At 72.6% G+C, this 21,537-nt stretch carries 23 protein-coding genes; 6 read left to right on the top strand and 17 right to left on the bottom strand.

The window, feature by feature from the left end:
* Nucleotide 1: 1 nt before the first annotated feature.
* The 8 genes from BGO37_RS04130 to BGO37_RS04165 all read right to left on the bottom strand — a co-directional run bounded on the left by BGO37_RS04130 (nucleotide 2) and on the right by BGO37_RS04165 (nucleotide 8,753).
* A complete protein-coding gene (locus BGO37_RS04130) occupies nucleotides 2-853 on the bottom strand; it encodes a carbohydrate ABC transporter permease (RefSeq protein ID WP_291752553.1) in 852 nt (283 codons plus the stop codon).
* Nucleotides 850-1,803, bottom strand: coding sequence for a carbohydrate ABC transporter permease (locus BGO37_RS04135; RefSeq protein ID WP_291752555.1), 954 nt, complete (start codon nucleotides 1,801-1,803; stop codon nucleotides 850-852). Before BGO37_RS04135 ends, BGO37_RS04130 begins: the two co-directional genes overlap by 4 nt.
* Nucleotides 1,804-1,810: 7 nt before the next feature.
* Nucleotides 1,811-3,115 carry an extracellular solute-binding protein gene (locus BGO37_RS04140; RefSeq protein WP_291752557.1) on the bottom strand — a complete coding sequence of 435 codons (1,305 nt, stop codon included), beginning with the start codon at nucleotides 3,113-3,115 and terminating at the stop codon, nucleotides 1,811-1,813.
* Between the two features lie 39 nt (nucleotides 3,116-3,154).
* Nucleotides 3,155-4,060 carry a BadF/BadG/BcrA/BcrD ATPase family protein gene (locus BGO37_RS04145; protein WP_291752559.1) on the bottom strand — a complete coding sequence of 302 codons (906 nt, stop codon included), beginning with the start codon at nucleotides 4,058-4,060 and terminating at the stop codon, nucleotides 3,155-3,157.
* Between the two features lie 119 nt (nucleotides 4,061-4,179).
* A complete protein-coding gene (locus tag BGO37_RS04150) occupies nucleotides 4,180-5,340 on the bottom strand; it encodes an ROK family transcriptional regulator (RefSeq protein ID WP_291752560.1) in 1,161 nt (386 codons plus the stop codon).
* A 73-nt stretch (nucleotides 5,341-5,413) separates the two neighbouring features.
* Nucleotides 5,414-7,063, bottom strand: coding sequence for an ABC transporter permease (locus BGO37_RS04155; RefSeq protein ID WP_291752561.1), 1,650 nt, complete (start codon nucleotides 7,061-7,063; stop codon nucleotides 5,414-5,416).
* A complete protein-coding gene (locus tag BGO37_RS04160) occupies nucleotides 7,060-7,983 on the bottom strand; it encodes an ABC transporter ATP-binding protein (RefSeq protein ID WP_291752563.1) in 924 nt (307 codons plus the stop codon). Before BGO37_RS04160 ends, BGO37_RS04155 begins: the two co-directional genes overlap by 4 nt.
* Before the next feature lie 80 nt (nucleotides 7,984-8,063).
* Nucleotides 8,064-8,753, bottom strand: coding sequence for a TetR/AcrR family transcriptional regulator (locus BGO37_RS04165; protein ID WP_291752565.1), 690 nt, complete (start codon nucleotides 8,751-8,753; stop codon nucleotides 8,064-8,066).
* 125 nt (nucleotides 8,754-8,878) lie between these two features.
* On the opposite strand from BGO37_RS04165, the gene BGO37_RS04170 reads away from it, so the two are divergent.
* Nucleotides 8,879-9,448 (top strand): TetR/AcrR family transcriptional regulator, encoded by a 570-nt coding sequence (locus BGO37_RS04170; RefSeq protein WP_291752566.1) that lies wholly within the window; start codon nucleotides 8,879-8,881, stop codon nucleotides 9,446-9,448.
* An 18-nt stretch (nucleotides 9,449-9,466) separates the two neighbouring features.
* On the opposite strand, the gene BGO37_RS04175 is transcribed toward BGO37_RS04170, so the two are convergent.
* Both BGO37_RS04175 and BGO37_RS04180 read right to left on the bottom strand, forming a co-directional pair.
* A complete protein-coding gene (locus tag BGO37_RS04175) occupies nucleotides 9,467-10,735 on the bottom strand; it encodes an MFS transporter (RefSeq protein WP_291752567.1) in 1,269 nt (422 codons plus the stop codon).
* A gap of 179 nt (nucleotides 10,736-10,914) precedes the next feature.
* The gene (locus tag BGO37_RS04180; RefSeq protein WP_291752568.1) at nucleotides 10,915-11,601 is read right to left on the bottom strand and encodes a DUF4386 domain-containing protein; all 687 of its coding nucleotides are present in this window, start codon (nucleotides 11,599-11,601) and stop codon (nucleotides 10,915-10,917) included.
* A 111-nt stretch (nucleotides 11,602-11,712) separates the two neighbouring features.
* Between BGO37_RS04180 and BGO37_RS04185 the strand changes: the two genes are divergently transcribed.
* Nucleotides 11,713-12,381 carry a nucleoside/nucleotide kinase family protein gene (locus BGO37_RS04185; protein WP_291752569.1) on the top strand — a complete coding sequence of 223 codons (669 nt, stop codon included), beginning with the start codon at nucleotides 11,713-11,715 and terminating at the stop codon, nucleotides 12,379-12,381.
* Between the two features lies 1 nt (nucleotide 12,382).
* Here BGO37_RS04185 and BGO37_RS04190 read toward each other — a convergent pair whose 3' ends face one another.
* On the bottom strand, nucleotides 12,383-13,234 hold the full coding sequence (locus tag BGO37_RS04190) for an NAD(P)-dependent oxidoreductase (RefSeq protein ID WP_291752571.1): 852 nt from the start codon (nucleotides 13,232-13,234) through the stop codon (nucleotides 12,383-12,385).
* Between the two features lie 140 nt (nucleotides 13,235-13,374).
* On the opposite strand from BGO37_RS04190, the gene BGO37_RS04195 reads away from it, so the two are divergent.
* The 4 genes from BGO37_RS04195 to BGO37_RS04210 are packed head-to-tail and all read left to right on the top strand — an operon-like array spanning nucleotide 13,375 to nucleotide 16,371.
* Nucleotides 13,375-13,905, top strand: a complete 531-nt coding sequence (locus BGO37_RS04195) for a histidine kinase (RefSeq protein ID WP_291752572.1) — start codon at nucleotides 13,375-13,377, stop codon at nucleotides 13,903-13,905.
* Between the two features lie 53 nt (nucleotides 13,906-13,958).
* Nucleotides 13,959-14,819, top strand: coding sequence for a DUF4097 family beta strand repeat-containing protein (locus tag BGO37_RS04200; RefSeq protein WP_291752573.1), 861 nt, complete (start codon nucleotides 13,959-13,961; stop codon nucleotides 14,817-14,819).
* 44 nt (nucleotides 14,820-14,863) lie between these two features.
* The gene (locus tag BGO37_RS04205; RefSeq protein WP_291752575.1) at nucleotides 14,864-15,622 is read left to right on the top strand and encodes an ABC transporter ATP-binding protein; all 759 of its coding nucleotides are present in this window, start codon (nucleotides 14,864-14,866) and stop codon (nucleotides 15,620-15,622) included.
* A 2-nt stretch (nucleotides 15,623-15,624) separates the two neighbouring features.
* A complete protein-coding gene (locus tag BGO37_RS04210; RefSeq protein WP_291752577.1) occupies nucleotides 15,625-16,371 on the top strand; it encodes an ABC transporter permease in 747 nt (248 codons plus the stop codon).
* Between the two features lie 43 nt (nucleotides 16,372-16,414).
* On the opposite strand, the gene BGO37_RS04215 is transcribed toward BGO37_RS04210, so the two are convergent.
* The 6 genes from BGO37_RS04215 to BGO37_RS04240 are packed head-to-tail and all read right to left on the bottom strand — an operon-like array spanning nucleotide 16,415 to nucleotide 21,503.
* Entirely contained in the window at nucleotides 16,415-16,729 is a 315-nt protein-coding gene (locus BGO37_RS04215) for a DUF1905 domain-containing protein (protein WP_291752579.1), read from the bottom strand.
* A 36-nt stretch (nucleotides 16,730-16,765) separates the two neighbouring features.
* Nucleotides 16,766-17,383 carry a potassium-transporting ATPase subunit KdpC gene (gene kdpC, locus BGO37_RS04220; RefSeq protein ID WP_291752581.1) on the bottom strand — a complete coding sequence of 206 codons (618 nt, stop codon included), beginning with the start codon at nucleotides 17,381-17,383 and terminating at the stop codon, nucleotides 16,766-16,768.
* Between the two features lie 10 nt (nucleotides 17,384-17,393).
* Nucleotides 17,394-19,550, bottom strand: coding sequence for a potassium-transporting ATPase subunit KdpB (gene kdpB, locus BGO37_RS04225; protein WP_291752582.1), 2,157 nt, complete (start codon nucleotides 19,548-19,550; stop codon nucleotides 17,394-17,396).
* Complete coding sequence (gene kdpA / locus BGO37_RS04230; protein ID WP_291752583.1) at nucleotides 19,550-21,226, bottom strand: potassium-transporting ATPase subunit KdpA; 1,677 nt, start codon at nucleotides 21,224-21,226, stop codon at nucleotides 19,550-19,552. The genes kdpB and kdpA overlap by 1 nt, the downstream gene beginning before the upstream one ends.
* Nucleotides 21,226-21,315, bottom strand: coding sequence for a K(+)-transporting ATPase subunit F (kdpF, locus tag BGO37_RS04235; RefSeq protein WP_291752585.1), 90 nt, complete (start codon nucleotides 21,313-21,315; stop codon nucleotides 21,226-21,228). The genes kdpA and kdpF overlap by 1 nt, the downstream gene beginning before the upstream one ends.
* Nucleotides 21,312-21,503: a hypothetical protein gene (locus BGO37_RS04240; RefSeq protein WP_291752587.1), complete on the bottom strand. Its 192-nt coding sequence runs from the start codon at nucleotides 21,501-21,503 to the stop codon at nucleotides 21,312-21,314. Before BGO37_RS04240 ends, kdpF begins: the two co-directional genes overlap by 4 nt.
* Nucleotides 21,504-21,537 lie beyond the last annotated feature (34 nt).

The raw sequence follows: 21,537 nt of genomic DNA on the forward strand, positions 1-21,537 counted from the left end.
CTCAGCCCTTGACCGCGCCCGTGCTCAGCCCGCTGACCACGTAGCGCTGGAACGCGATGGCGACGACGAGCGCGGGCAGCGCGGCCAGGAAGCCACCCGCCGCCACCAGCCCGAAGTCGGTGGTGTACCGCCCGGAGAACTCGGAGATCGCCACGGGCAGCGTCTTGGAGGCGTTCGTCGACGTGAAGATCAGGGCGTACATGAACTCGTCCCAGGCGAGCAGGAACGCGAACATGATCGCGGCGAACAGGCCGGGCCGGGCGGACGGCAGCACGATGCGCCACAGCGCGCCGAGCCTCGTCGTGCCGTCGACGCGCGCCGCGTCCTCGAGCTCCTCCGGGATCGTCAGGAAGTAGTTCGACAGGATCCACAGGACGAACGGCACGACGAGGGCCAGGTCGACGAGGATCAGGCCCAGCCGGTTGTCCAGCAGCCCCACCGAGCTGAGGATCAGGTAGAGCGGGATCAGCAGCGCGATCTGGGGCAGCATGTAGCTGGCGAGGAAGAGCATCAGGACGCCGCCCCGGAACCGGAACCGCAGCCGCGCGAACGCGTAGGCGCCGAGCGTCCCGACGACCATCGCGAGCGCGACCGTGACGGACGCGACGACGAGCGAGTTCACCATGGCGGCGCGGAAGGTCTCCCCGACCGAGCGGGCACCGCCCCGGAAGATCTGCTCGTACCGGCTCCAGTCGAGCTGGTCGGGGATCCAGCGCAGCGGCCGCGCGATGAGGATGCGCTGCGGCGTGACGCTCGCCAGCACCATCCAGAGGAACGGCGCGAGGATCACGGCCGAGACGACGGTGACGCCGGTGTAGACGAGCACCGTGTAGCGACGCCGGCGGGTCTTCACAGCAGGCTCATCTCCGATCGCCGCAGCAGGCGCAGGTAGATCGTCGTCAGCCCGAGGATCGCGAGCACGATGACGTACGAGAGGGCCGACCCCAGGCCGAACTGCTGGTCGGAGAACGCCGTGGTGTAGGCGTAGAACGCGATGGTCTGGGTCGAGTTCACCGGACCGCCGCGCGTCATCGCGTAGATGATGTCGAACACCTTGAACGCGTCGATGGTGCGCAGCACCAGGACGATCGAGATCGACGGCACGAGCATCGGCAGCACGATCGAGCGGAACACCTGCGGCCAGCTCGCCCGGTCGATCCGCGCGGCCTCGTAGAGCTCGGTGGGGATCGAGGTCAGGCCCGCCAGCAGGAAGAACGCCACCAGCGGGGTCATCTTCCACACGTCCGCGAGGATCACCATGTTGAGGGCCGTGTTCGGGTCGCCGAGCCACTCGTGGTAGTCGCGGATGAGGTGCAGCTGCGTCAGCAGCGCGTTGAGCGAGCCGTACTGCGCGTTGAAGATCCCCTTCCACATGGCCGCGTTGACGATCGTCGGCAGCGCCCACGGGATGACGACGATCGTGCGGAACAGCCACCGGCCGCGGAACCGCGCGTTGAGCAGCCCGGCGACGACGAGGCCGAGGACGAGCTCGAACGACGTCGACACGACCGTGAAGTACAGCGTGCGGCCGGCGGCCGACCAGAAGCCGTGCGCCGTCAGCACGTCGACGTAGTTGCGCAGCCCGACGAAGGGCGTCGACGTCGCCAGCGCCGAGTCGACCTGGAAGAACGAGATGAGCAGGGTGCGCAGCGTCGGATAGATGATCACCCCGAACACGGCGAGCAGGGCGGGCGCGAGCAGCCAGAAGGCGAGGAAGCCCTGGCTGTGCCGCAGCTTCTTGCGGCGCAGCGGGTACTCGGTCGCCCGCGCGGTCCCTGTCGCCGTGTCCGGGGTGGTCGTCATCGGTCGGTCAGCTCAGCGCGTTGGCCTGGGCGACGGCGTCGTCCATCGCCTTCTGCGGGGTCTTCTTGCCGAGCAGCGCGTTCTGGATCTCGACCTGGAGGATCTGCGACACCTGGGTGTAGTTGGGCACCTCGGGGCGCGAGATCAGCGAGTCGTAGGCCTGACCCGCCGCCTTGAACACGTCGGGGTTGGTCTTCGTGATGTCGGCCTTCTGGTACGACGCCTTCCAGTTCGGCATCTGGCTGACGGCGAACTGGTCCTGGTTGGCCTCGCTCGAGAGGAACTCGATGAGCTTCCAGGCCTCGTCGGGGTGCGCCGACTTGGCGCCGATCGCCCACGCCATCGAGCCGTTGACGCCGGGGTTGGCGCCGGACGGGCCCTTGGGCGTCGGCATGACGGCGACCTTGCCGACCACCTGCGAGATCGACGCGTCGTTGAGGTCGCGGAAGGTCGACTCCCAGTTCAGCGACATCGCCGCCTGGCCGGAGGCCATCGTCTTGCTGACGTCGTCCTCGAGCATCGTCGGGCTGGCCGGGTTCGTCAGGCCGTCGTCGAGGGTCTTCTTCATCCAGGTCAGAGCCGCCACGCCGGGGCCCTGGTTGACGACGAGCTTGCCGGAGCTGTCGGTGAACTGGCCGCCGAAGGCGCCGAGCAGCTGCGCGTAGTCGCAGATGAGGGCCTCGGCCTGCGACCAGCTCCACGCGAGCGGGTACTGCACCACGCCGGCGTCCTTGAGCTTCTTGGCCACCGCGAGCACCCCGTCCCAGGTCTGGACGTCGGCCGTCGTCGCGCCGACCTTCGCCAGCATGTCGGTGTTCGCGTAGAACAGCTTGGTGGACGGGCCCCACGGCACGCCGTAGTACTTGCCCTGGTACTGCGCGGCCGAGAGGGCGCCGCCGAGCATGTCGGTCTTCCAGGAGCTGGGGAACCGGCTGCTGACGTCCTGGATGAGGCCCTTGGACGCGAACTCGGCCGGCCAGATGACGTCCATCAGCACCACGTCGTACGTGCCGGCCGGCGCCGACGTGACGATCTTGTCGTGCAGCGCCTCGTAGGCGACGAACGTCGGGGTGACCTTGATGGTGGGGTTCTGCTGCTCGAACGTGGCGATCATCTTGGCGATGTCGTCCTCGCTGTAGCCCGCCTGCTTCATGAACAGGGCGTTCAGCGTCACCTGGCCGCCACCGCCGGTGCTCCCGCCGGTGGCCTGGTTCCCTGACGTGCCCGTGACGCTGCAGGCGGCCAGGGCCAGCGCGGCCAGGGCGGCCGACGCCGCGAGCGCGCCGCGCCGGTGAATCCTTCGGATCGTCATGCTGTCCTCCACTTCGTCGTGTCGGTAGGAGCCTTGCTGTCAGGCGATGCTGCGGACGCCGTCCCGCAGGCGACGAGCGAGCGCGACCGCGCCCGCGACGGGTGGCACGTCGAGCGTGCGCATGGTCAGGCCGAGGTCGAGGGCGTCGACGTGCCGCCACAGCGCCTCGCGCAGCAGCGGCTGGCCCGTGATGACGCCGCCGGCACAGACGACGACGTCCCCGAGCGCACCACGCCGGATGACGCGGTGCACGTCGGCGGTCAGGAGGTTCGCGTGGGCGTCGACGACGGCGAGCGCGCGGCGGTCGCCCGCCTCGGCGGCGGCGAACACCGCGGGCGCCAGGCTCCCCCACAGCGCCGCCGACGGGTCCTCGACGAACATCGCGATCCACAGCTCGGGCAGGTCGTGGTGGCCGTGGACGGCGAGCATCGCCTCCGCCAGGCCGCCGAGCGCCGCACCCTCGTCGTAGGCCTCGAGCAGCGCCCGCATCGCGTCGCGCGCGACGGCCGGTGCCGAGCCCGGGTCGCCGATGAGGAACCCGTGGCCGCCCGCCTCCACGATGCTGCCGTCCGCGCGGTGCCCGACGACCTTCGAGCCGGTGCCGGCGACGACGCAGACCGCCTGGTCGAGGCCGGCCGCGGGCGCGAGCAGCGCGACGTCGTTGACCCCGAGCGTCGCGCCGGGGAACGCGTCGGCCAGCCAGCGGTTGAAGCTCGTCACCTGGGCCGGGCTGTCCAGCCCGTGCGCACCGACGACGAGCGCGGAGCCCGCCGCCACGGCCTCGGCCGGCAGGAGGCCGACGAGCCGCCGGGCGTTGCCGGGGTCGGAGGCGAGCATCCCGACGATCCAGGAGTCGGAGCGCACGACGAGGTCCTGCACCGCCGCGTCGTCGGGCACGACGCGCACGTGGGTCTTGGTACCGCCGATGTCCACGCCGACGAGCACAACGCCTCCTGGGGCCCCACTTCTTCTCCGCGTTGAGACGAAGTGGGCGCAACGCTAGGTCGTCGCGGCGCCGATGTGACTCCCGGACTTTTGTTCGTATCTGAATAGAAACCTGGCGGCTAGCCCGCCCGCTCGGCGGCGAGCCGCCCGACGCCGACCAGCACGGCGTCCGCGCCGTGGTGGGCCGCCGCGATCCGCGGCACGTGGATGATCCGTCCCTGCAGGCGGCGCTGCACGTCCGGCACCATCGCCGAGTCGCGGGCGGGCTCCGTGCTGCCGATGACGACGAGCTGCGGGTCGAGCACGATCACCATGGCGGCGACCGCCATCGCCGTGATGTCGAGGATCTCCTCGGCCAGGTCGCGGGCCACCGGGTTCCCCGCCGCGGCGAGCCGGAACACGTCGCCGGCGGTCAGCTGGCCACCGTCGGGCGGCTGGAGGCCGCGCTCGCGCGCGCGGCGCGTGAGGGCGTCGTACCCGATGTGGTCCTCGAGGTCACCCCGGTCGGAGAACGACTGGCCGAGCGACGATCGCTCCACCAGCAGGTAGCCGATCTCCCCCGCCTCGCCGTGCGCACCCTTGTGCAGCGCGCCGCCCGTGATGATGCCGGCGCCGATCCCGTTGTCGATGAACAGGCCGACGAGGCTGCTCAGGCCGCTGGCCTCGCCCTCCTTGAGCTCGCCGTACGCGAGGGCGTTGGCGTCGTTCTCGACGACCACCGGCATCCTCAGCTGGTCGCGCAGCAGCCGGCCGAGGGGCAGGTCGTGGGCGCCGAAGCCGATCATCGCGTCGATGCGGTCGTCGGCGCCGTGGACCACCGCCGGGACGGCGACGCCGGCTCCGAGGCAGGGCGTGCCCGCCGTGGCCGCGGTGCGGGCCAGCTGGTCGACGAGCCCCGCGACCTGGCGCACCCACTCCTGCGAGCCGGACCGGGCGAGGACCGGCACGATCGTCCGGCGCACGGTGACGTTCCCGTCGAGGTCCACGAGGGCGCCCTCGATGCGGCGCACCCCGATCTGGACGGCGGCGACGACGCGGGACCCGCCCGCGTAGCGCAAGAGCTCGGCCGGGCGGCCGCCGCTCGAGGGGCTGCGGCCGAACGGGACGACGATGCCCGACTCGACGAGCGCGGCCGTCGCACGGCTGACGGTGGCGGCCGACAGGCCGGTGCGCTGCGAGATCTGCTGGCGCGAGAGCGCGCCGCCGGTGCGCAGCGCGTCGAGGACCGCGTCCGCGTTGGCGCGCGCGGACGCCCGGCCCACCCCCGCGGCGTTCGGCACGGCAGGACCCTCCCAGCTCGACTTTTGCAGCGTAGTGCACAGAAGTCGGGACCAGGAGGGTCCTGGCGTGCCGTCAGGCGGGCTGCACGTCCCGGCGGGCGAAGCGGTCGATCCCGGCCCAGGTCAGCACGGCCGCGACGAGGGCCATCACCACCAGCGGCGTCCACGACATCGCCTCGAGCGGCTGGTACGGCGTCGCGGCCAACGGCAGCGCGTTGAGCAGCCACTGCGGCAGGCCGAACACCTCACCGAACATCGTGAGGAACCACATGGCGACCATGACGCCCCACGCGATCGGGATCGCCAGGCGCGGCACGTAGCCCCACAGGAGCACGGCGAGCCCGACGAACACCATGACCGCCGGCCAGTACGCCAGCGCCGCCAGCGCCAGCCGCCCGCCCTGCGAGGCGTCGTGGATCGAGGCGCCGTACACCGAGCCGACCAGGTAGCCGCCGATGAGGAGCAGCACCGCGGACCACACGGCCGGGATGAGCAGCCGCTGCAGCGCCCACCGCCAGCGGGACAGCGCGCCCGCCAGCTGCGGCTCGATCATCCCGGACGCCTCGTCGGACCGCAGGGTCACCGTGCTCTGCATGGCGAAGATCACCGTGACCAGGGACATCACGTTGATGAGCAGCGCCAGCAGCGCGGCGACGCCGGTGCCGCGCAGCAGGTTCTCGGCACCCTGGCCGGCGTCCGTCAGCAGGTTGGTCATCGCCTGCACCACGGAGCCGAACATCATGCCGCCGAGCACGATGGCGGCGGTCCAGCCGATGATCGGGTTGCGCTGCAGCCGCAGGGCGAGGCCGAGCGGCGTGGCGTATCGCGCAGGTGCGGACGACCGCCCGGCCCGCTCGGGGACGAGCCCGGCGCCGAGGTCGCGTGTGGCCTCCAGCCAGCCGGCCACCGCGAGCAGCAGCACGGCCAGCACGATGAGCAGCGCGAACGGCCACCACCGGTTGCCGGCGTACGGCTGCATGTGCTGGCCCCAACCGATGGGCGAGGCCCAGGTCAGCACGCCGTTGCCCAGGTCACCCGCCATGCGCATCACGTAGAACACGATGAGCACCGTGGCCCCGAGGGAGTTGGCCCCCCGGGACGTCGACGACACCTGGCCGGCCACCGCGCCGACACCCAGCCCGACGAGGCCGAGGCCCGTGACCGAGGCGCCCAGGACGAGCGAGCCCGCGACGCCGGTCCCCGCCGGGTCGAGGTGGCCGCCGATGGACACGAGCGCGATGCCGAGGCCCACCCCGACGCACAGCGCCCCGTTGACCAGCCACGACGCCATGGAGTACGCATGCACGCCGAGCACCCGTGAACGCAGCAGCTCGGTGCGGCCGAGCTCCTCGTCGGCCCGCCCGCTGCGCGTGACGAGGAAGACGACGCCGATCGCCAGGGCGAGGACCACGGTCATCCAACCCTTGGTCCACACCGCGCCGCCCATGGTGTTCGCCGCCGGCGAGAGGCCGGTGAGCGCCTTGATGCCCGGCGTGTTGGAGACCGCCGCGAACTCGTCGAGCGACTTCTGGGTGGTGAAGATCGTCCGGTAGTAGCTGACGACGTACTGGTACATCACCACGAGCACGAGGAACCACACGGCGAGCCGCACGCGGTTGCGCCGCAGGATGAACCGCACCATGGTGCCCAGGCCCGCCAGGGCGTCCGACGAGGGACGCACCCGGGCCGGTGCCGCGACGGGGGTGGCGACGGTGGCGGTCACTTCTCGACCCCCGCTCCCAGCGCAGCCAGCTCGTCGCCGTAGTGGCGCAGGAAGAGCTCCTCGAGCGACGGCGGGTTCGCGACGATCGACCGCGGGTTGCGCGCCGCCACGGCCGCCAGCACCGCCGGCAGCTCGCCCTCGTCGACCGCGAACGTCACGTGGCCGTCCGAGGTGGTGACGTCGTGGACGCCCGCCAGCGCGGCCAGCCCGTCGACGCCGCCGTCGAGCACCACCGTCACCTGGGTGCGCGTCAGGTGGCGCAGCTGCGCCATGGTGCCGGTCTCGACGGTGGCGCCCTCGCGGATGATCGCCACCTGGTCGGCCAGCTTCTCCACCTCGGCGAAGATGTGGCTCGACAGGAGCACGGACCGGCCCTGGGCCTTGACCTCTCGGATGGACTCCGTGAAGGCCGCCTCCATCAGCGGGTCGAGGCCGCTCGTCGGCTCGTCGAGCAGCAGCAGCTGCGCGTTCGACGCGAGCGCCGCGACCAGCGCCACCTTCTGGCGGTTGCCCTTGGAGTAGGTGCGGGCCTTCTTCGACGGGTCGAGCTCGAAGCGCTCGAGCATGGCCTGCTTGCGCTGCGGGTCCAGCGGGCCGGACAGGCGGCACAGGATGTCGATCGCCTCGCCGCCGGTGAGGTTCGGCCACAGCGACACGTCGCCGGGGACGTAGGCGATGTCGCGGTGCAGGCGCACCGCGTCCGACCACGGGTCGCCGCCGAGGACGGTGGCGCGCCCGGCGTCGGCCCGCAGCAGGCCGAGCAGGATCCGGATCGTCGTCGTCTTGCCGGAGCCGTTGGGACCGAGGAACCCGGTCACCTGGCCGGCCGGGACGTGCAGGTCGAGCCCGCGCAGGGCGTGGACGTGACCGAACGACTTCTCCAGGCCCTCGATCTCGATGGCCATCTGAGTGGTTGACATGCTCGTCCTTCTTGGCTGGAGCAGGGGTGGGCGCGTGGCGGCGGACGCCGTCACGGGGGTAGGCGTGGTGGCACGTCGTGTCAGGCGGTCTGGGACTGCGAGCCCGCCTGGTCGTCGGGCGGCTGCCAGAGGTAGCGCACGTAGTCGTCGAGCGCCGTGCGGTCGTTGAGGAAGCCCTCGGTGAACAGCTCGAGGGTCGGCAGGATCTGGTCCTGCCCACGCGCGCTGATCGAGGCGACGAACTCCTCGGGTGTCTGGCCCGGCGACGTGACGAACTGGACGAGCAGCGACCCCATCGTCAGGTAGGTCATGTAGCGCAGCCGCGCCTCCTCGTCACGCGAGGCTCGCACCAGGCCGACCTCGACGCTGCGCGCCATGACGCCGCGGGCCCTGTCGATGAGGCGCTCGAGGAACAGGCGCGCCGGCTCTCCCCCGGCGTGGATGACCCGGAGCATGTACACCATGAGGTCCGCGGCGATGCCGGGATCCGCCAGGTAGCGCAGCAGGTGCTCCGAGGGCATGTCGATCGCGTCGGTCTTCACCGCCGTGTACTGGCGCAGCACCTCCGCGTCGCACTCGGCGCGCAGCGCCTCCTTGGACCCGAAGTGGTGCGTGATGAGGCCAGGTGACACGCCGGCCCGCTGCGCGATGGTGCGGAAGGACGCGTCGAAGCCCTGCTCCGCGAAGCACGCGATCGCGGCATCCCGGATGCGGGCCCGGGCCGTGAGGTCGGCCGCGGGCCGCTCGTCGGGCGCCGGGGCTATACGCACGACCAGCACGCTATACACGTGTTCAGCCCGAAAGCAAGGACCGGCGTCCCGGGGGCCCAGTCAGGATTCCGTCAAGGATGGCCGTGTAGACTGATCTGTCTGGGCAGGCATCCGGGAGGCTTCTCATGTCCGGCGTCAAGACGGGGTCCGCGAGCGAGCGGCTGCTCGACGCGGCGGGCGAGCTGTTCTACGCCGAGGGCGTGCACTCGGTCGGCATCGACCGCGTGATCGAGCGCGCCGGCGTGGCGAAGGCGTCGCTGTACAACACCTTCGGCAGCAAGGAGTCGCTCGTCGCGGCGTACCTGCACCAGCGCCACGAGCGGACGCGGGTCCGGGTCGAGGCGGCACTGGCCGGCGCGACCACCCCCCGCGAGCGGATCCTCGCCGTGTTCGAGGCCCAGGCCCGCCAGATGGCCGAACCCGGCTACCGCGGGTGCGCCTTCGTCGCCGCGTCGGTCGAGGCGCCGTCGGGCGGCGCCGTCGGCCTGGCGAGCCACGAGTACCGCGCCTGGCTGCGTGGGCTGTTCGCGGGGCCGGCGCGCGAGCTGGGGGTCGCGCAGCCGGACGAGCTCGCCCGCCGCCTCCACCTGATCTACGACGGCGCGAGCATCGCCGGCTGGATGGACAGCGACCACGACGCCGCCGCCGAGGCGCGGGCCGCCGCCGAGACGCTCATCGACGCCGCGGCCCGCTGACCGGGGACCGATCCGCGGTCATCCCTCGGCGGCCGCGGGCTCGGCGGCCACCACCCGTCGCCGCGCGCCCAGCTGGGCGGTGATCGCGACGCCGGCGCTCGCGACGATGACCGCCCCGAACGCCACCACCACCGGCAGCAGACCGAGCGGGCGGACCAGCCGGCCGGCGACGATCGCCGGGACGCCGAACGCCAGGTACGAGACGACGTACATCGCCGAGAGGAGGGCACCCCGCTCGTGCGCCTGGGCCAGCGGGACCAGCGACCGGAGCGCCCCGCTGAACGTCGCCCCGAAGCCCGCTCCCCCGACGACCCCGCCGAGCAGCAGCATCGGCAGGTCGGACGTGGCGACGGCGACGATCACGAACCCCGCCCCGAGGACGACCGCCAGCACCCCCAGGCCCGTGGCACGGCCGGCCGCCAGGCCCGCCACCGCGAGCGCCGCCACGGCCGCGACGAGCGGCTCCACGGACGCGGTCGCACCGTCGACGGCCAGGCTCCGCACCCCCCAGAGCGCGCCGAGGATCGTCGGCACCAGGCCCATGAAGAGGGCGCCCATCATCCACGAGGCCGCCAGCGCGGGCGCCACGACGCGGAAGGTCGGGCGGGCCGCCGCCGGCACGGCCACCCGCGGCACGAGCGACGCGAGGGCGCGCGGCCGCCGGCGGACCGTCTCGTCCGTCGCGGCGACCGCCACCAGCGCAGGGACCATGAGCACCGCGAGGGTGCCCCACACGACGTCCGGGGCGGCCGGTGTCGCCGCGGCGAGCGCACCGGTGGCCAGCGCACCCAGACCCAGCCCGCCCGCGGCCGCGACCGTGTTGACGCCGGGCCCGAGGCGCGGCCGGGACCCGGGGGCCAGCTCGAGCACCGCGGCGCCGAACGCGCTCGTGGCGAGCCCCGTCGCCAGGCCCTGCACCACACGCGCGGCGACGACCCAGGCGACGTCCCTGGCGACGAGGAACCCCGCCAGGGCGGCCGTCTCGAGGAGCACCGCCGCGACGAGGACCGGACGCCGCCCGACGTGGTCCGAGAGGGAGCCGAACACGAGCAGCGCCGCCAGCAGCGCGATCGCGTAGGCGCCGAACGCCAGCGTCAGCAGCGAGGGCGCGAACCCCCACTCACGCTGGTAGAGCACGAGCAGCGGGGTCGGCGCACCGGCGGCGAAGAAGAACGCGGTCGTCGTCAGGGCGGCGGCGACGAAGGCGGCCCGGCGCGGGAGGCGGCGCGACCTGGCCGGGCGGGCGACGCACTGCGGCATCGTGTCGGAGCAGCTCTGCGCAGTCATAGCCGAACCTCCAGGACGGGCGAGCGATGGGTGTCGCACTCAGCGCGCGACAGGGTCGATTCCATTAGGTAGACGGGTCTGTCTAGTCGAGGAGGCTACGTCCGGGAAGGGCCGGGCGCAAGCAGTCAGCACCGGCCCCGCACTCCTCGACCGGCGTGCCGGGGCCGGTGCGGGCTCCGTCAGCGGACGACGAGCAGGACGACGCCCATCGCGAGGAGCCAGACGCACCACGCGGCGAAGGCGATCGGCAGCAGCCGGGTCGCGAAGCGCCAGCCGTCGCGCTCGAGCGGCCCGACGAACTCCGCGCTGCACACGACGAGCGCGGCCCCCACCGGCAGTGCCAGGACGCCGAGCCACGCCGGCAGCCCGCCGGGCGCGAGGATCGCTGCGCCGGTCAGGGCGGTCCACACGCCCGTCAGCAGGTACCCGAGGTGCTCGCCCACCGCGAGGCCGAGCGACCGGTTCAGCGACTGGAACGCCACGTCGATCGCCTCGGCCCGCGCCGGCGACGCCCCCACCGCCTCGCGCGCCAGCCACGGCACGACGAAGGACCACCGCACCAGCCCCAGCAGCTGCACGACCGCCGCGAGCACGCCCAGCGCGACGATCGTCGTGCGCAGCTCGCCGCTCACCTGGGACACGCTCGCCACGAGCAGCGTGCCGGCCGGGACGAAGAGGACCGCGCACATCGCGAACGCCCACCACAGCAGCGACAGCCGCCTCCCACCGGCGCGGACCCGCGCCAGCACCTCGTCGGTGGGCCGCCGCAGGATGCCCGGGTAGTCGAAGGTGCGGGCCAGCGTCGCGACCACGAGCACGTAGGCGACCGGCAGCACGACGAGCATCACGCCGGCGGCCGTCTCCATGGGCGTCAGCGTCGCACGCGGCCAGGCCTCCGGCGCGGCGTCGCGCGCGCCGCCGCCGGGATCGGCGGCGGGAGGGCCGCCCCGCTCGGCATGGCGCGAGAGGATGCCGTCATGGCCGACGACCTGCCCACCCTCGCGGCTCGCGCGGCGGAGCTCGCCGCGCACGACGACGAGACGGCGGAGCGCGCCGTCCTCGGGATCACGGGGCCACCGGGCGCCGGCAAGTCCACGCTCGGCGAGCGGCTGGCGCAGGCGGTCGCGGCGCTCGGCGTCGGTGTGGTGCGCGTGCCGATGGACGGCTTCCACCTCGCGAACGCCGAGCTCGTCCGCCTCGGACGGCGCGACCGGAAGGGTGCCATCGACACGTTCGACGTCGACGGGTACGCCGCGCTGCTTCGTCGTGCCCGGACCGTGCGGGCCCGGGCCGTCTACGCGCCCGACTTCGACCGGGAGGTCCACCAGCCCGTCGCCGGGTCCATCCCCGTGCTCCCCGAGGCGCGGCTCGTCATCACCGAGGGGAACTACCTCCTGTCGCCGGACCCCGCGTGGCGGGCGGTCCGCGGGCTGCTCGACGAGGTCTGGTACTGCGAGCTGGCGTCCGACGAGCGGGTGCGCCGGCTCGTCGCGCGGCACGAGCGGTTCGGCAAGGCCGCCGACGCCGCCCGTGCCTGGGTGGCGTCGGTCGACGAGCCGAACGCGGCGGCGATCGCCGCGTGGCGGGACACCGCCGACCTCGTGGTCGACGTCGCCTCGCTGGGGCTGCCCGCGGGGCGGGACTGAGCTACGCGGCCACGTGGCCGCGCCACGAGTGCTCCGGCGCATAGCCGAAGAGGTCGCGGGCTGCGCCGATCGCCAGCAGGGTCTCGAAGCCCTCGACCGGTCGGGTCAGCGGCACGTCGGGGAACACGCGGGCCATGAGCTCGGCGGAGGGGACGTTCATGATCGTGTCCGCCGCGGCGATCACCACGTTCTGCGAGCCGGTCGTGTGGACCTCGAGCGCCTGCCGGCAGGCGGCGGCGACGTCGCGGACGTCGACGTAGCCCCAGAGGTTCCACATCCGGGAGCGGGGGTCGGCCCAGTAGGACGGGACCCGGTGATAGTCCTCCGGCCGGTGGATGTTGGACAGGCGCAGCCCGACGAAGGGGATGCCGGACCAGTCGGAGACGTGCCGTGCGGTCTCCTCCCCGAGCACCTTGGACAGCGCGTACGTGCTCCGGGGCACCGGGAAGTGGACCTCGTCGACCGGTGCGTACCGCGGTGGCGTCTCGGGCGCGAAGCTCAGGCCGAGGGTGGTCTCGCTCGAGGCCCACACCACCTTGCGCAGCCCCAGGCGCGCGGCCGCGAGGAAGACGTTCGAGTTGGCCGCCGTGTTGCGGTTGAGGGTCTCCGGCGCCGTCGTGTGGCCGGGCGCCGGGATGTTCCCGAGGTGCACCACCGCCTCGCTGCCCGCGAGCGCCTCGAGCGCCTGGCCGTAGTCGGACAGGTCGGCGCGCAGCAGGTTGACGCCGAGCGTCTCCGACTCCCCGGTGGTGCCCGCCAGGTCGGTGGCGACCACCTCGTGGCCGTGCCCCAGCAGGTCCGCGACGACCGCGCGGCCGGCCTTGCCCCATGCTCCCGTCACCGTGATGCGCATGGGCCCATCCTGCCGCGCGGGGCGGACGGCACGCGCACCGGCGGAGGAGCCGTCGCGGAATACGGCCGCTCACCTGCGATGACACACATGACACCATCTGTGGTGTTGCGCTGACACCATAGTGGTGTCATAGTGACGTCATGGAACTCACGCGGTACGTCGACGACCTCCAGCACCGGCTCGCAACGGCGGCCGAGGCCGGCGGCGACGAGGCCCGCCAGCTCGCCTCGCGCCTCGCGGCCCCGCTGGACGCGGCCGTGCGGCTCGTCCTGCTCGACGCCCTCTCGGTCGCCGCGGGCGAGATCTCGGCGGAGCTCGCACCGGGCTCGGTCGATGTGAGGCTCCGTGGCGGCGAGCCCGAGTTCGTCGTCGCCGTCCCCGAGCCCGATGCCGGCGCCCCCCGCGCCGGCGCCCCGGCCACCGCCCCGCCGCCGCCCCTGCCCGCCGGCCTGCCGGCGGCAGCCGAGGGCGACGAGGCCACGACCACCCGCACCACCCTGCGCCTGCCCGACCAGCTCAAGACCCAGGTCGAGGTCGCCGCCGCCCGCGACGGCGTCTCGGTCAACACGTGGCTCGTCCGTGCGGTCGCCACCGCGCTCGAGCAGACCTCGTCCCGGACCACCGGCGTTCCGCAGAAGGGCGGCAACCGGGTCACCGGCTGGGTGCGCTGACGGCGCCCCACCTCCTCCTCTCCTCATCGCCCATCCCCCTCACTGGAGCAGTCATGCCCACATTCCCCGCCCCCGCACCGATCACCACGGTCCTGGACCAGGTCGCCGGCTCGGTCCACGTCGTGGCGAGCGATCGCGACGACGTCGTCGTCACCGTGCTGCCGGCCAACCCGGGCAAGTCCGCCGACGCCCACATGGCACAGGAGACGATCGTCGACTTCGCCAACGGCATCCTCACCGTCGGCAACGACCGCAGCCTGAAGAACCTCGTGATCGGCCCCAAGGGCGCCGTCGCCGTGACGATCGAGCTGCCCACCGGCTCGTCCCTGAGCGGCAAGATCGCGTTCGGGGCGCTCGACACGGAGGGTGCCCTCGGCGCGGTCGACGTCACCCTCTCGGCGGGCAACGCCCGCGTCGGGGCCGCGGACCGCCTGACGGTGAACGCGTCAGCGGGGTCCATCGTCGCGGGCCGCGTGGCCGGGCCGGCCGAGCTCAAGGCGAGCGCCGGGTCGGTCCGGATCCGCGAGATCGCGGGCGACGCGACGATCCGCTCGGCCAACGGGCACACCACCGTCAGCGTCGTCACCGGCTCGCTCACGGTCTCGGGCGCGCACGGCGACATCATCGTCGGCCGCGTCGCAGGCTCGCTCGTCGCCAAGACCTCGTACGGCAACGTGCGCGTCGAGAACGCCGAGTCCGGCTCGGTCCGGCTCACGACGTCGTACGGCTCGGTCGAGGTCGGCGTGCCCGAGGGCACGGCGGCGCTGCTCGACCTCCAGTCGAAGAGCGGTGCGATCCGCAACCGGCTCCAGCCCGTCGCGGGCCCGGTCGGCGACGAGTCCACCGCCGAGATCCACGCCAGCACCGGCTACGGCGACGTCATCGTGCGCCGCCCCGAACCGTTCATCGCCTAGGAGGCCGAGCAGTGACACCCCACCGACAGGAAGGGACGGGCGCCATGACCGCCGCGATCTCGATCCAGAACCTCACCAAGTCCTTCGGCGACAACGCCGTGCTGCGCGGCGTCGACCTGCAGGTGCAGCCGGGCGAGATCTTCGCCCTGCTCGGCTCCAACGGCGCCGGCAAGACGACCACCATCAACATCTGCTCGACGCTCATGCGGCCCGACGGCGGCACGGTGCAGGTGGCGGGGCACGACGTGGTCACGCACCCCGCCGAGGTCCGCCGGTCCATCGCCCTGACGGGCCAGTTCGCCGCCGTCGACGGGGTGCTGACGGGCCGCGAGAACGTCGAGCTCATCGCGACCCTGCGCCGCATCCCGGACCCCGCACGGGTGGCCACCGACCTGCTCGCGCGGTTCGGCCTCACGGACGCCGCCGACCGGCGCGTCGGCACCTACTCCGGCGGCATGACCCGGCGCCTGGACGTCGCCATGAGCCTCGTCGGCTCCCCGGCCGTCATCTTCCTCGACGAGCCGACCACGGGCCTCGACCCCGAGGCACGGCTCGAGGTCTGGAAGACCGTCAAGGAGCTGGCCGACGGCGGCACCACCATCCTGCTGACCACCCAGATGCTCGACGAGGCCGAGGCGCTCGCCCACCGGATCGCCATCCTCCACGGCGGCGTCATCATCGCCGACGGCACGCTCGCCGAGCTCAAGGCGATGTTCCCGCCGGCCACCGTCGAGTACGTCGAGAAGCAGCCCACCCTCGAGGAGATCTTCCTCGCCATCGTCGGCGCCAAGGAGGCGAGCTGACCATGCTCCACGACACCGCAGCCCTGACGGGGCGCCTCATGAAGGCGATCGTGCGCAGCCCCGACACGATCATCACCGTCGCGATCATGCCGATCGCGTTCCTGCTGCTGTTCCGCTACGTGTTCGGGGGCGCGATCCAGACCGGCGGCAGCAACTACACGAACTACCTGCTGCCGGGGATCCTCCTCATCGCCGTCGCGTCGTCCGTGGCATACACGGCCGTGCGCCTGTTCAGCGACACGCGCACGGGCATCACGGCGCGGTTCACCGCCATGCCGATCGCGCGCTCGTCGGTGCTCTGGTCGCACGTGCTGACCTCGCTGGTGTCCAACGCGGTCACCACCGTCGTCATCGTCGGCGTGTCCTTCGCGACCGGGTTCCGGCCGCGTGCCGGCCTCCTCGGCTGGCTCGCCTTCGTCGGCATCCTCACCCTGGTCACGCTCGCGCTGACCTGGATCTCCGTCATCCCCGGCCTCACCGCCAAGTCCGTCGACGGCGCCGGCGCGTTCGCGTACCCGCTGATCTTCCTGCCGTTCCTCAGCTCCGCGTTCGTCCCGACGGCGACCATGCCGGGCCCCGTGCGGTGGTTCGCGGAGAACCAGCCCGTCACGTCGGTGGTGCAGTCGCTGCGCGACCTCATCGAGGGCACGCCGGTCGGCGGCGACATCTGGGTGGCGCTCGCCTGGACGGTCGGCGTCGGGATGGTCGCGTACGTCGTCGCGGTGCGGAAGTACAACACGGCACGGTGAGCGCATCGGCGCGGGTAGGGCGGGCGGCCCGGGGCCGCCCGCCCTACCGCGGCTCCAGGTCGACGAGCCGCAGCCGCACGTGCGCCGGCTCGCCGACGGTGAGCCCCTCGGCCTCCCGCACCGCGCGCTTGACGGGCAGCACGTAGGCCCGCCGGCCGTGGTCGGGGAACACCGACGTCCGCCACACCGTGGCGCCCACCGTCACCTCGACGCGCAGGGAGCCGAACCCGCGCGCGTAGGGCTCACCCAGCTCGAGCAGCTCGTCGGACAGGGCCTCCGGCAGGCTGACGAACGTCCACACGTCCTGGGCGCGGGCCTGCCAGCGCCACAGCGGCGCGTCGAACTCGTAGGACGGCACCGGACCATCCTGCCGTGAGGGCCGGACAGCCGGTCGTCAGCCCGCGAGCCGGTCCAGCGCCAGGTTGAGCTCCACGACGTTGACCGTCGGCTCGCCGAGGAACCCGAGAGCGCGGCCCTGCGTGTGCGCGGCGACGAGGCTGCGCACCTCGTCGGGCGACAGGCCCCGGGCCCGGGCCACGCGGTTCACCTGGATCTCGGCGTACGCCGGGCTGATGTCCGGGTCGAGGCCGGAGGCGGACGCCGTGACGGCGTCCGGCGGCACCTGGGCCTCCGTCACCCCGTCGAAGGCCGCGACCTGCGCCGTGCGGTCGGTGATCGCCTTGACGAGGACCGGGTTCTCGGGGCCGAGGTTGGAACCGCCCGACGCCGTGGCGTCGTACCCCTTGCCGGCCGCCGACGGCCGGGACTGGAAGTACCTCGCCAGCGGGTTGCCGCTCGCGTCGGTGAACGACTGCCCGATGAGGGCGGAGCCGGCGACCCGGCCGTCGGCCGTACGGACCGCCGATCCCCGGGCCTGCGCGGGGAGCACGAGCTGGCCGATGCCCGTGACGACCAGGGTGTAGCCGACACCGACGACGAGGGTGAACACCACCATCGCGCGCAGGGCGACCCCGTAGACGCGGCCGCTGCCACCGGTGGACGACGCCTTCATGAACGCTCCTTCAGAAGCCGGGGAACAGGCGCACGACGAGGTCGATGAGCCAGATGCCGAGGAACGGCGAGACGATCCCGCCGACGCCGTAGACGAGCAGGTTGCGCGCCAGGGTCGACGAGACGGAGACGGGCCGGTAGCGCACGCCGCGCAGGGCGAGCGGGATGAGCAGCACGATGATGATCGCGTTGAAGATCACCGCGGAGAGCACCGCCGACGACGGCGAGTGCAGGCGCATGACGTTGAGCGCCCCCAGGCCCGGGAACACGCCCATGAACATCGCCGGGATGATCGCGAAGTACTTCGCGACGTCGTTGGCGATGGAGAACGTGGTCAGCGCCCCGCGCGTGATGAGCAGCTGCTTGCCGATCTCGACGATGTTGACGAGCTTCGTCGGGTCCGAGTCGAGGTCGACCATGTTGCCGGCCTCCTTCGCGGCGGCCGTGCCGGTGTTCATCGCCACCCCGACGTCGGCCTGGGCGAGGGCCGGCGCGTCGTTGGTGCCGTCGCCGGTCATCGCCACGAGCCGCCCGCCGGCCTGCTCCCTGCGGATCAGCTCGAGCTTGTCCTCCGGCGTCGCCTCGGCGAGGAAGTCGTCGACGCCCGCCTCGGCCGCGATCGCGGCCGCGGTCAGCGGGTTGTCGCCGGTGATCATCACCGTGCGGATGCCCATGGCGCGCATCTCGGCGAAGCGTTGGGCGATGCCCTGCTTCACGACGTCCTTGAGGTGGACGACGCCGAGGACGCGCCCGGGAGCGCCGGGCTGCTCGAGAGCCACCACCAGCGGCGTGCCGCCGGACTGCGCGATCGGGTGGACGCGCTCCTCGAGCGCGGCGGCGATCTCCGGGGGCAGCCGGCGCCCGCCCTCCTCGAGCCACGCCATGACGGCGCTGCCGGCACCCTTGCGGATCCGGGTGCCGTCCGGCAGGTCGAGGCCCGACATGCGGGTCTGGGCGGTGAACGGGACGAACAAGCCGGGCGCGTCGGCGCCGACGAGCGCGCCCTGCTCCCGGGCGAGGTCGACGATCGACGTGCCCTCGGGCGTCGGGTCCGCGAGGGACGACAGCGCCGCGGCCTTGATGAGCTCCGGGGCGTCGACGTCCGGCATCGGGACGAACGCGGCCGCCTGCCGGTTGCCGTACGTGATGGTGCCGGTCTTGTCGAGCAGCAGCGTGGTGACGTCCCCCGCCGCCTCGACGGCGCGCCCCGACATCGCCAGGACGTTGCGCTGCACCAGCCGATCCATGCCGGCGATGCCGATCGCCGACAGGAGCGCCCCGATGGTCGTCGGGATGAGGCAGACGAGCAGGGAGACGAGCACCGTGATGCTCACCGGCTTCGCCGCGTAGCCGGCGATCGGGTTCAGTACCAGGCAGACGACGACGAAGATGATGGTGAGTGCCGCCAGGAGGATGCTCAGCGCGATCTCGTTGGGCGTCCGCTGCCGCTGGGCGCCCTCGACCAGGGCGATCATCCGGTCGACGAACGTCTCGCCAGGCTTCGACGTGATCCGCACGACGATCCGGTCGGAGAGCACGCGCGTGCCGCCCGTGACGGCGCTGCGGTCGCCGCCCGACTCGCGGATCACTGGGGCGGACTCGCCGGTGATGGCCGACTCGTCCACCGAGGCGATGCCCCAGACGATGTCGCCGTCACCCGGGATCGTCTCCCCCGCCGACACGACGACGACGTCGTCGAGCCGGAGGTCGCCGGACCGCACCTCGTCGATCGCGGAGGACCGGGCGGCGGGGTCCGCCTTCTCGTCGTACCCGACGACGCGGCGGGCGATCGTGCTGGTGCGGGTCTTGCGCAGGCTGTCCGCCTGCGCCTTGCCCCGGCTCTCCGCGACGGCCTCGGCCAGGTTGGCGAAGAGCACGGTGAGCCACAGCCAGACGGCGATCACCGCCGTGAACGAACGCGGCACGGGCGTGCCGCCGGACGCCTGCGGGCCGCCGAGGAACGGCTCGCCGATCGCGAGCGCGGTGGTGAGCACCGCCCCGACCCAGACGATGAACATCACGGGGTTGTGCCACTGCTGGCGCGGGTCGAGCTTGCGGACGGCGCCCGGCAGGGAGGCCCGCACCTGCGACCAGGAGAAGGCGCCCGCCGTGACGCGCGCGGGCCGCGTGGCGTGCGGCCGGACCGGCGTGCCGGTGAGGGTGGACATCAGACGAGCCCTTCCGCCAGGGGACCCAGCGCGAGAACGGGGAAGAACGTCAGCGCGGTGATGATGAGAGCGACGCCCGCGACGAGGCCGACGAAGAGCGGCCGGTGCGTGGGCAACGTGCCGGCGGTCACGGGGACCTTGTCCTGCGCGGCGAGCGAGCCTGCCAGCGCCAGCACGAACACGATCGGCACGAAGCGTCCGACGAGCATCACCACGCCGAGCGCGGTGCTCATCCAGGGGGTGCTCGCCGTCAGCCCGGCGAAGGCCGACCCGTTGTTGTTCGCGGCCGAGGTGAACGCGTAGAGGACCTCCGACAGGCCGTGGACGCCCGGGTTGAGGATCGACGTGCCCGTGACGCTCGCGCGCACCGAGGGGATCGCGAAGCTCAACGCCGTGCCGACGAGCACCAGGGCGGGCGTGAGGATCACGTACAGCCCCGCGAGCTTGATCTCCTTGGCCCCGATCCGCTTGCCGAGGTACTCCGGCGTCCGGCCGATCATCAGGCCGCCGAGGAAGACCGCGACGATCGCGACGACGAGGATGCCGTACAGGCCCGAGCCCACGCCACCGGGGGCGATCTCGCCGATCATCATGTTGAGCATCGGCATCATGCCGCCCAGCGCCGTCAGCGAGTCGTGCATCGAGTTGACCGCGCCGGTCGACGTCAACGTGCTCGACGTCCCGAACAGGGTGGAGCCGACGATGCCGAACCGTTGCTCCTTGCCCTCCATGGCCGCCCCCGCCAGCTGCGGGGCGGTGCCAGGGCCGTGCAGCTCGATGGCCGTGAAGACGACGAAGGAGGTGATGAAGAGGAGCGCCATCACCGCGAGGATCGCGTAGCCCTGCCGGTCGTCCCCGACCATGCGGCCGAACGTGCGCGGCAGCGAGAAGGGAATGAGCAGCAGCAGCACGATCTCGACGAGGTTGGTCCACTGGGTGGGGTTCTCGAAGGGGTGCGCCGAGTTGGCGTTGAAGAACCCGCCGCCGTTGGTGCCGAGCTCCTTGATCGCCTCCTGCGAGGCCACCGGCCCCCCGGGCAGCGTCTGCGTCCCGCCGGCGAGGGTGGTCAGGGCGTGGAACGGGTCGAAGTTCTGGATGACGCCGCCGATGAGCAGGACGATCGCGGCGACCACCGCCATCGGCAGCAGGATGCGGAACGTCCCACGCACCAGGTCGACCCAGAAGTTCCCGATCGTCCGCCTCTGGCGGTACGCGAAGCCGCGCACCAGGGCGATCGCCACGGCGATGCCGACGGCGGCCGAGACGAAATTCTGCACGACGAGGCCTGCGAGCTGCACGGTGTAGCCGAGCGTCTGCTCAGGCGTGTACGACTGCCAGTTCGTGTTGGTGACGAACGACGCCGCCGTGTTGAACGAGAGGCCCGACGGGACCGCCGGCATCCCGAGGGAGTAGGGCAGCCAGTGCTGCACGCGCTGCAGCAGGTAGAGCAGCAGCACGCCGACGGCCGAGAACGCCAGGACGCTGCGCGTGTAGGCCCGCCACGACTGCTCGGACGCGGGGTCGACGCCGATCAGGCGGTACAGCCCGCGCTCGGCCCTCCAGTGCCGGGGGGACGTGTACACCCACGCCATGTAGTCGCCGAGCGGCCGGTACGCCGCCGCGAGCAGGAGCGCGACCGTCAGGAGCGACAGGGTCGCGAGCAGCCAGGAAGGCATCAGAACCTCTCCGGCTTCAGGAGGGCGTACACGAGGTAGACGAGGGCGGCCGCACCGAGGACGGCGGCCACGATCTCGAAGACGATCACAGCTTCTCGACCGCCTTCGCGATCAGGCCGACCAACGCGAACAGGGCGATCACGCCCAGGACGTAGACGACGTCCAGCACGGGGACTCCGATCGAGCACCAGCGGGCCGCAGGGGACCGCGCGCCGACGATCGGCGCCGCCCACGATGCAACCGCGGAGACGGGCGCGGGCGGCGGATCCTGACGCATCGCTGACGCGGGGCGGTGCCAACGCTGACGCTCC

Origin of the sequence: Cellulomonas sp. 73-92 (genome assembly GCF_001898175.1) — a bacterium.
In the GTDB taxonomy this organism is placed as follows: domain Bacteria; phylum Actinomycetota; class Actinomycetes; order Actinomycetales; family Cellulomonadaceae; genus Cellulomonas.

Bases quoted from the DNA above. Each gene is read 5' to 3' on its own strand.
- BGO37_RS04135 (WP_291752555.1), bottom strand. From the start codon at position 1,803: ATGACGACCACCCCGGACACGGCGACAGGGACCGCGCGGGCGACCGAG.
- BGO37_RS04140 (WP_291752557.1), bottom strand. From the start codon at position 3,115: ATGACGATCCGAAGGATTCACCGGCGCGGCGCGCTCGCGGCGTCGGCC.
- BGO37_RS04160 (WP_291752563.1), bottom strand. From the start codon at position 7,983: ATGTCAACCACTCAGATGGCCATCGAGATCGAGGGCCTGGAGAAGTCG.
- BGO37_RS04170 (WP_291752566.1), top strand. From the start codon at position 8,879: ATGTCCGGCGTCAAGACGGGGTCCGCGAGCGAGCGGCTGCTCGACGCG.
- BGO37_RS04175 (WP_291752567.1), bottom strand. From the start codon at position 10,735: ATGACTGCGCAGAGCTGCTCCGACACGATGCCGCAGTGCGTCGCCCGC.
- BGO37_RS04180 (WP_291752568.1), bottom strand. From the start codon at position 11,601: ATGGAGACGGCCGCCGGCGTGATGCTCGTCGTGCTGCCGGTCGCCTAC.
- BGO37_RS04185 (WP_291752569.1), top strand. From the start codon at position 11,713: ATGGCCGACGACCTGCCCACCCTCGCGGCTCGCGCGGCGGAGCTCGCC.
- BGO37_RS04190 (WP_291752571.1), bottom strand. From the start codon at position 13,234: ATGCGCATCACGGTGACGGGAGCATGGGGCAAGGCCGGCCGCGCGGTC.
- BGO37_RS04195 (WP_291752572.1), top strand. From the start codon at position 13,375: ATGGAACTCACGCGGTACGTCGACGACCTCCAGCACCGGCTCGCAACG.
- BGO37_RS04200 (WP_291752573.1), top strand. From the start codon at position 13,959: ATGCCCACATTCCCCGCCCCCGCACCGATCACCACGGTCCTGGACCAG.
- BGO37_RS04205 (WP_291752575.1), top strand. From the start codon at position 14,864: ATGACCGCCGCGATCTCGATCCAGAACCTCACCAAGTCCTTCGGCGAC.
- BGO37_RS04210 (WP_291752577.1), top strand. From the start codon at position 15,625: ATGCTCCACGACACCGCAGCCCTGACGGGGCGCCTCATGAAGGCGATC.
- kdpC (WP_291752581.1), bottom strand. From the start codon at position 17,383: ATGAAGGCGTCGTCCACCGGTGGCAGCGGCCGCGTCTACGGGGTCGCC.
- kdpB (WP_291752582.1), bottom strand. From the start codon at position 19,550: ATGTCCACCCTCACCGGCACGCCGGTCCGGCCGCACGCCACGCGGCCC.
- kdpA (WP_291752583.1), bottom strand. From the start codon at position 21,226: ATGCCTTCCTGGCTGCTCGCGACCCTGTCGCTCCTGACGGTCGCGCTC.
- BGO37_RS04240 (WP_291752587.1), bottom strand. From the start codon at position 21,503: ATGCGTCAGGATCCGCCGCCCGCGCCCGTCTCCGCGGTTGCATCGTGG.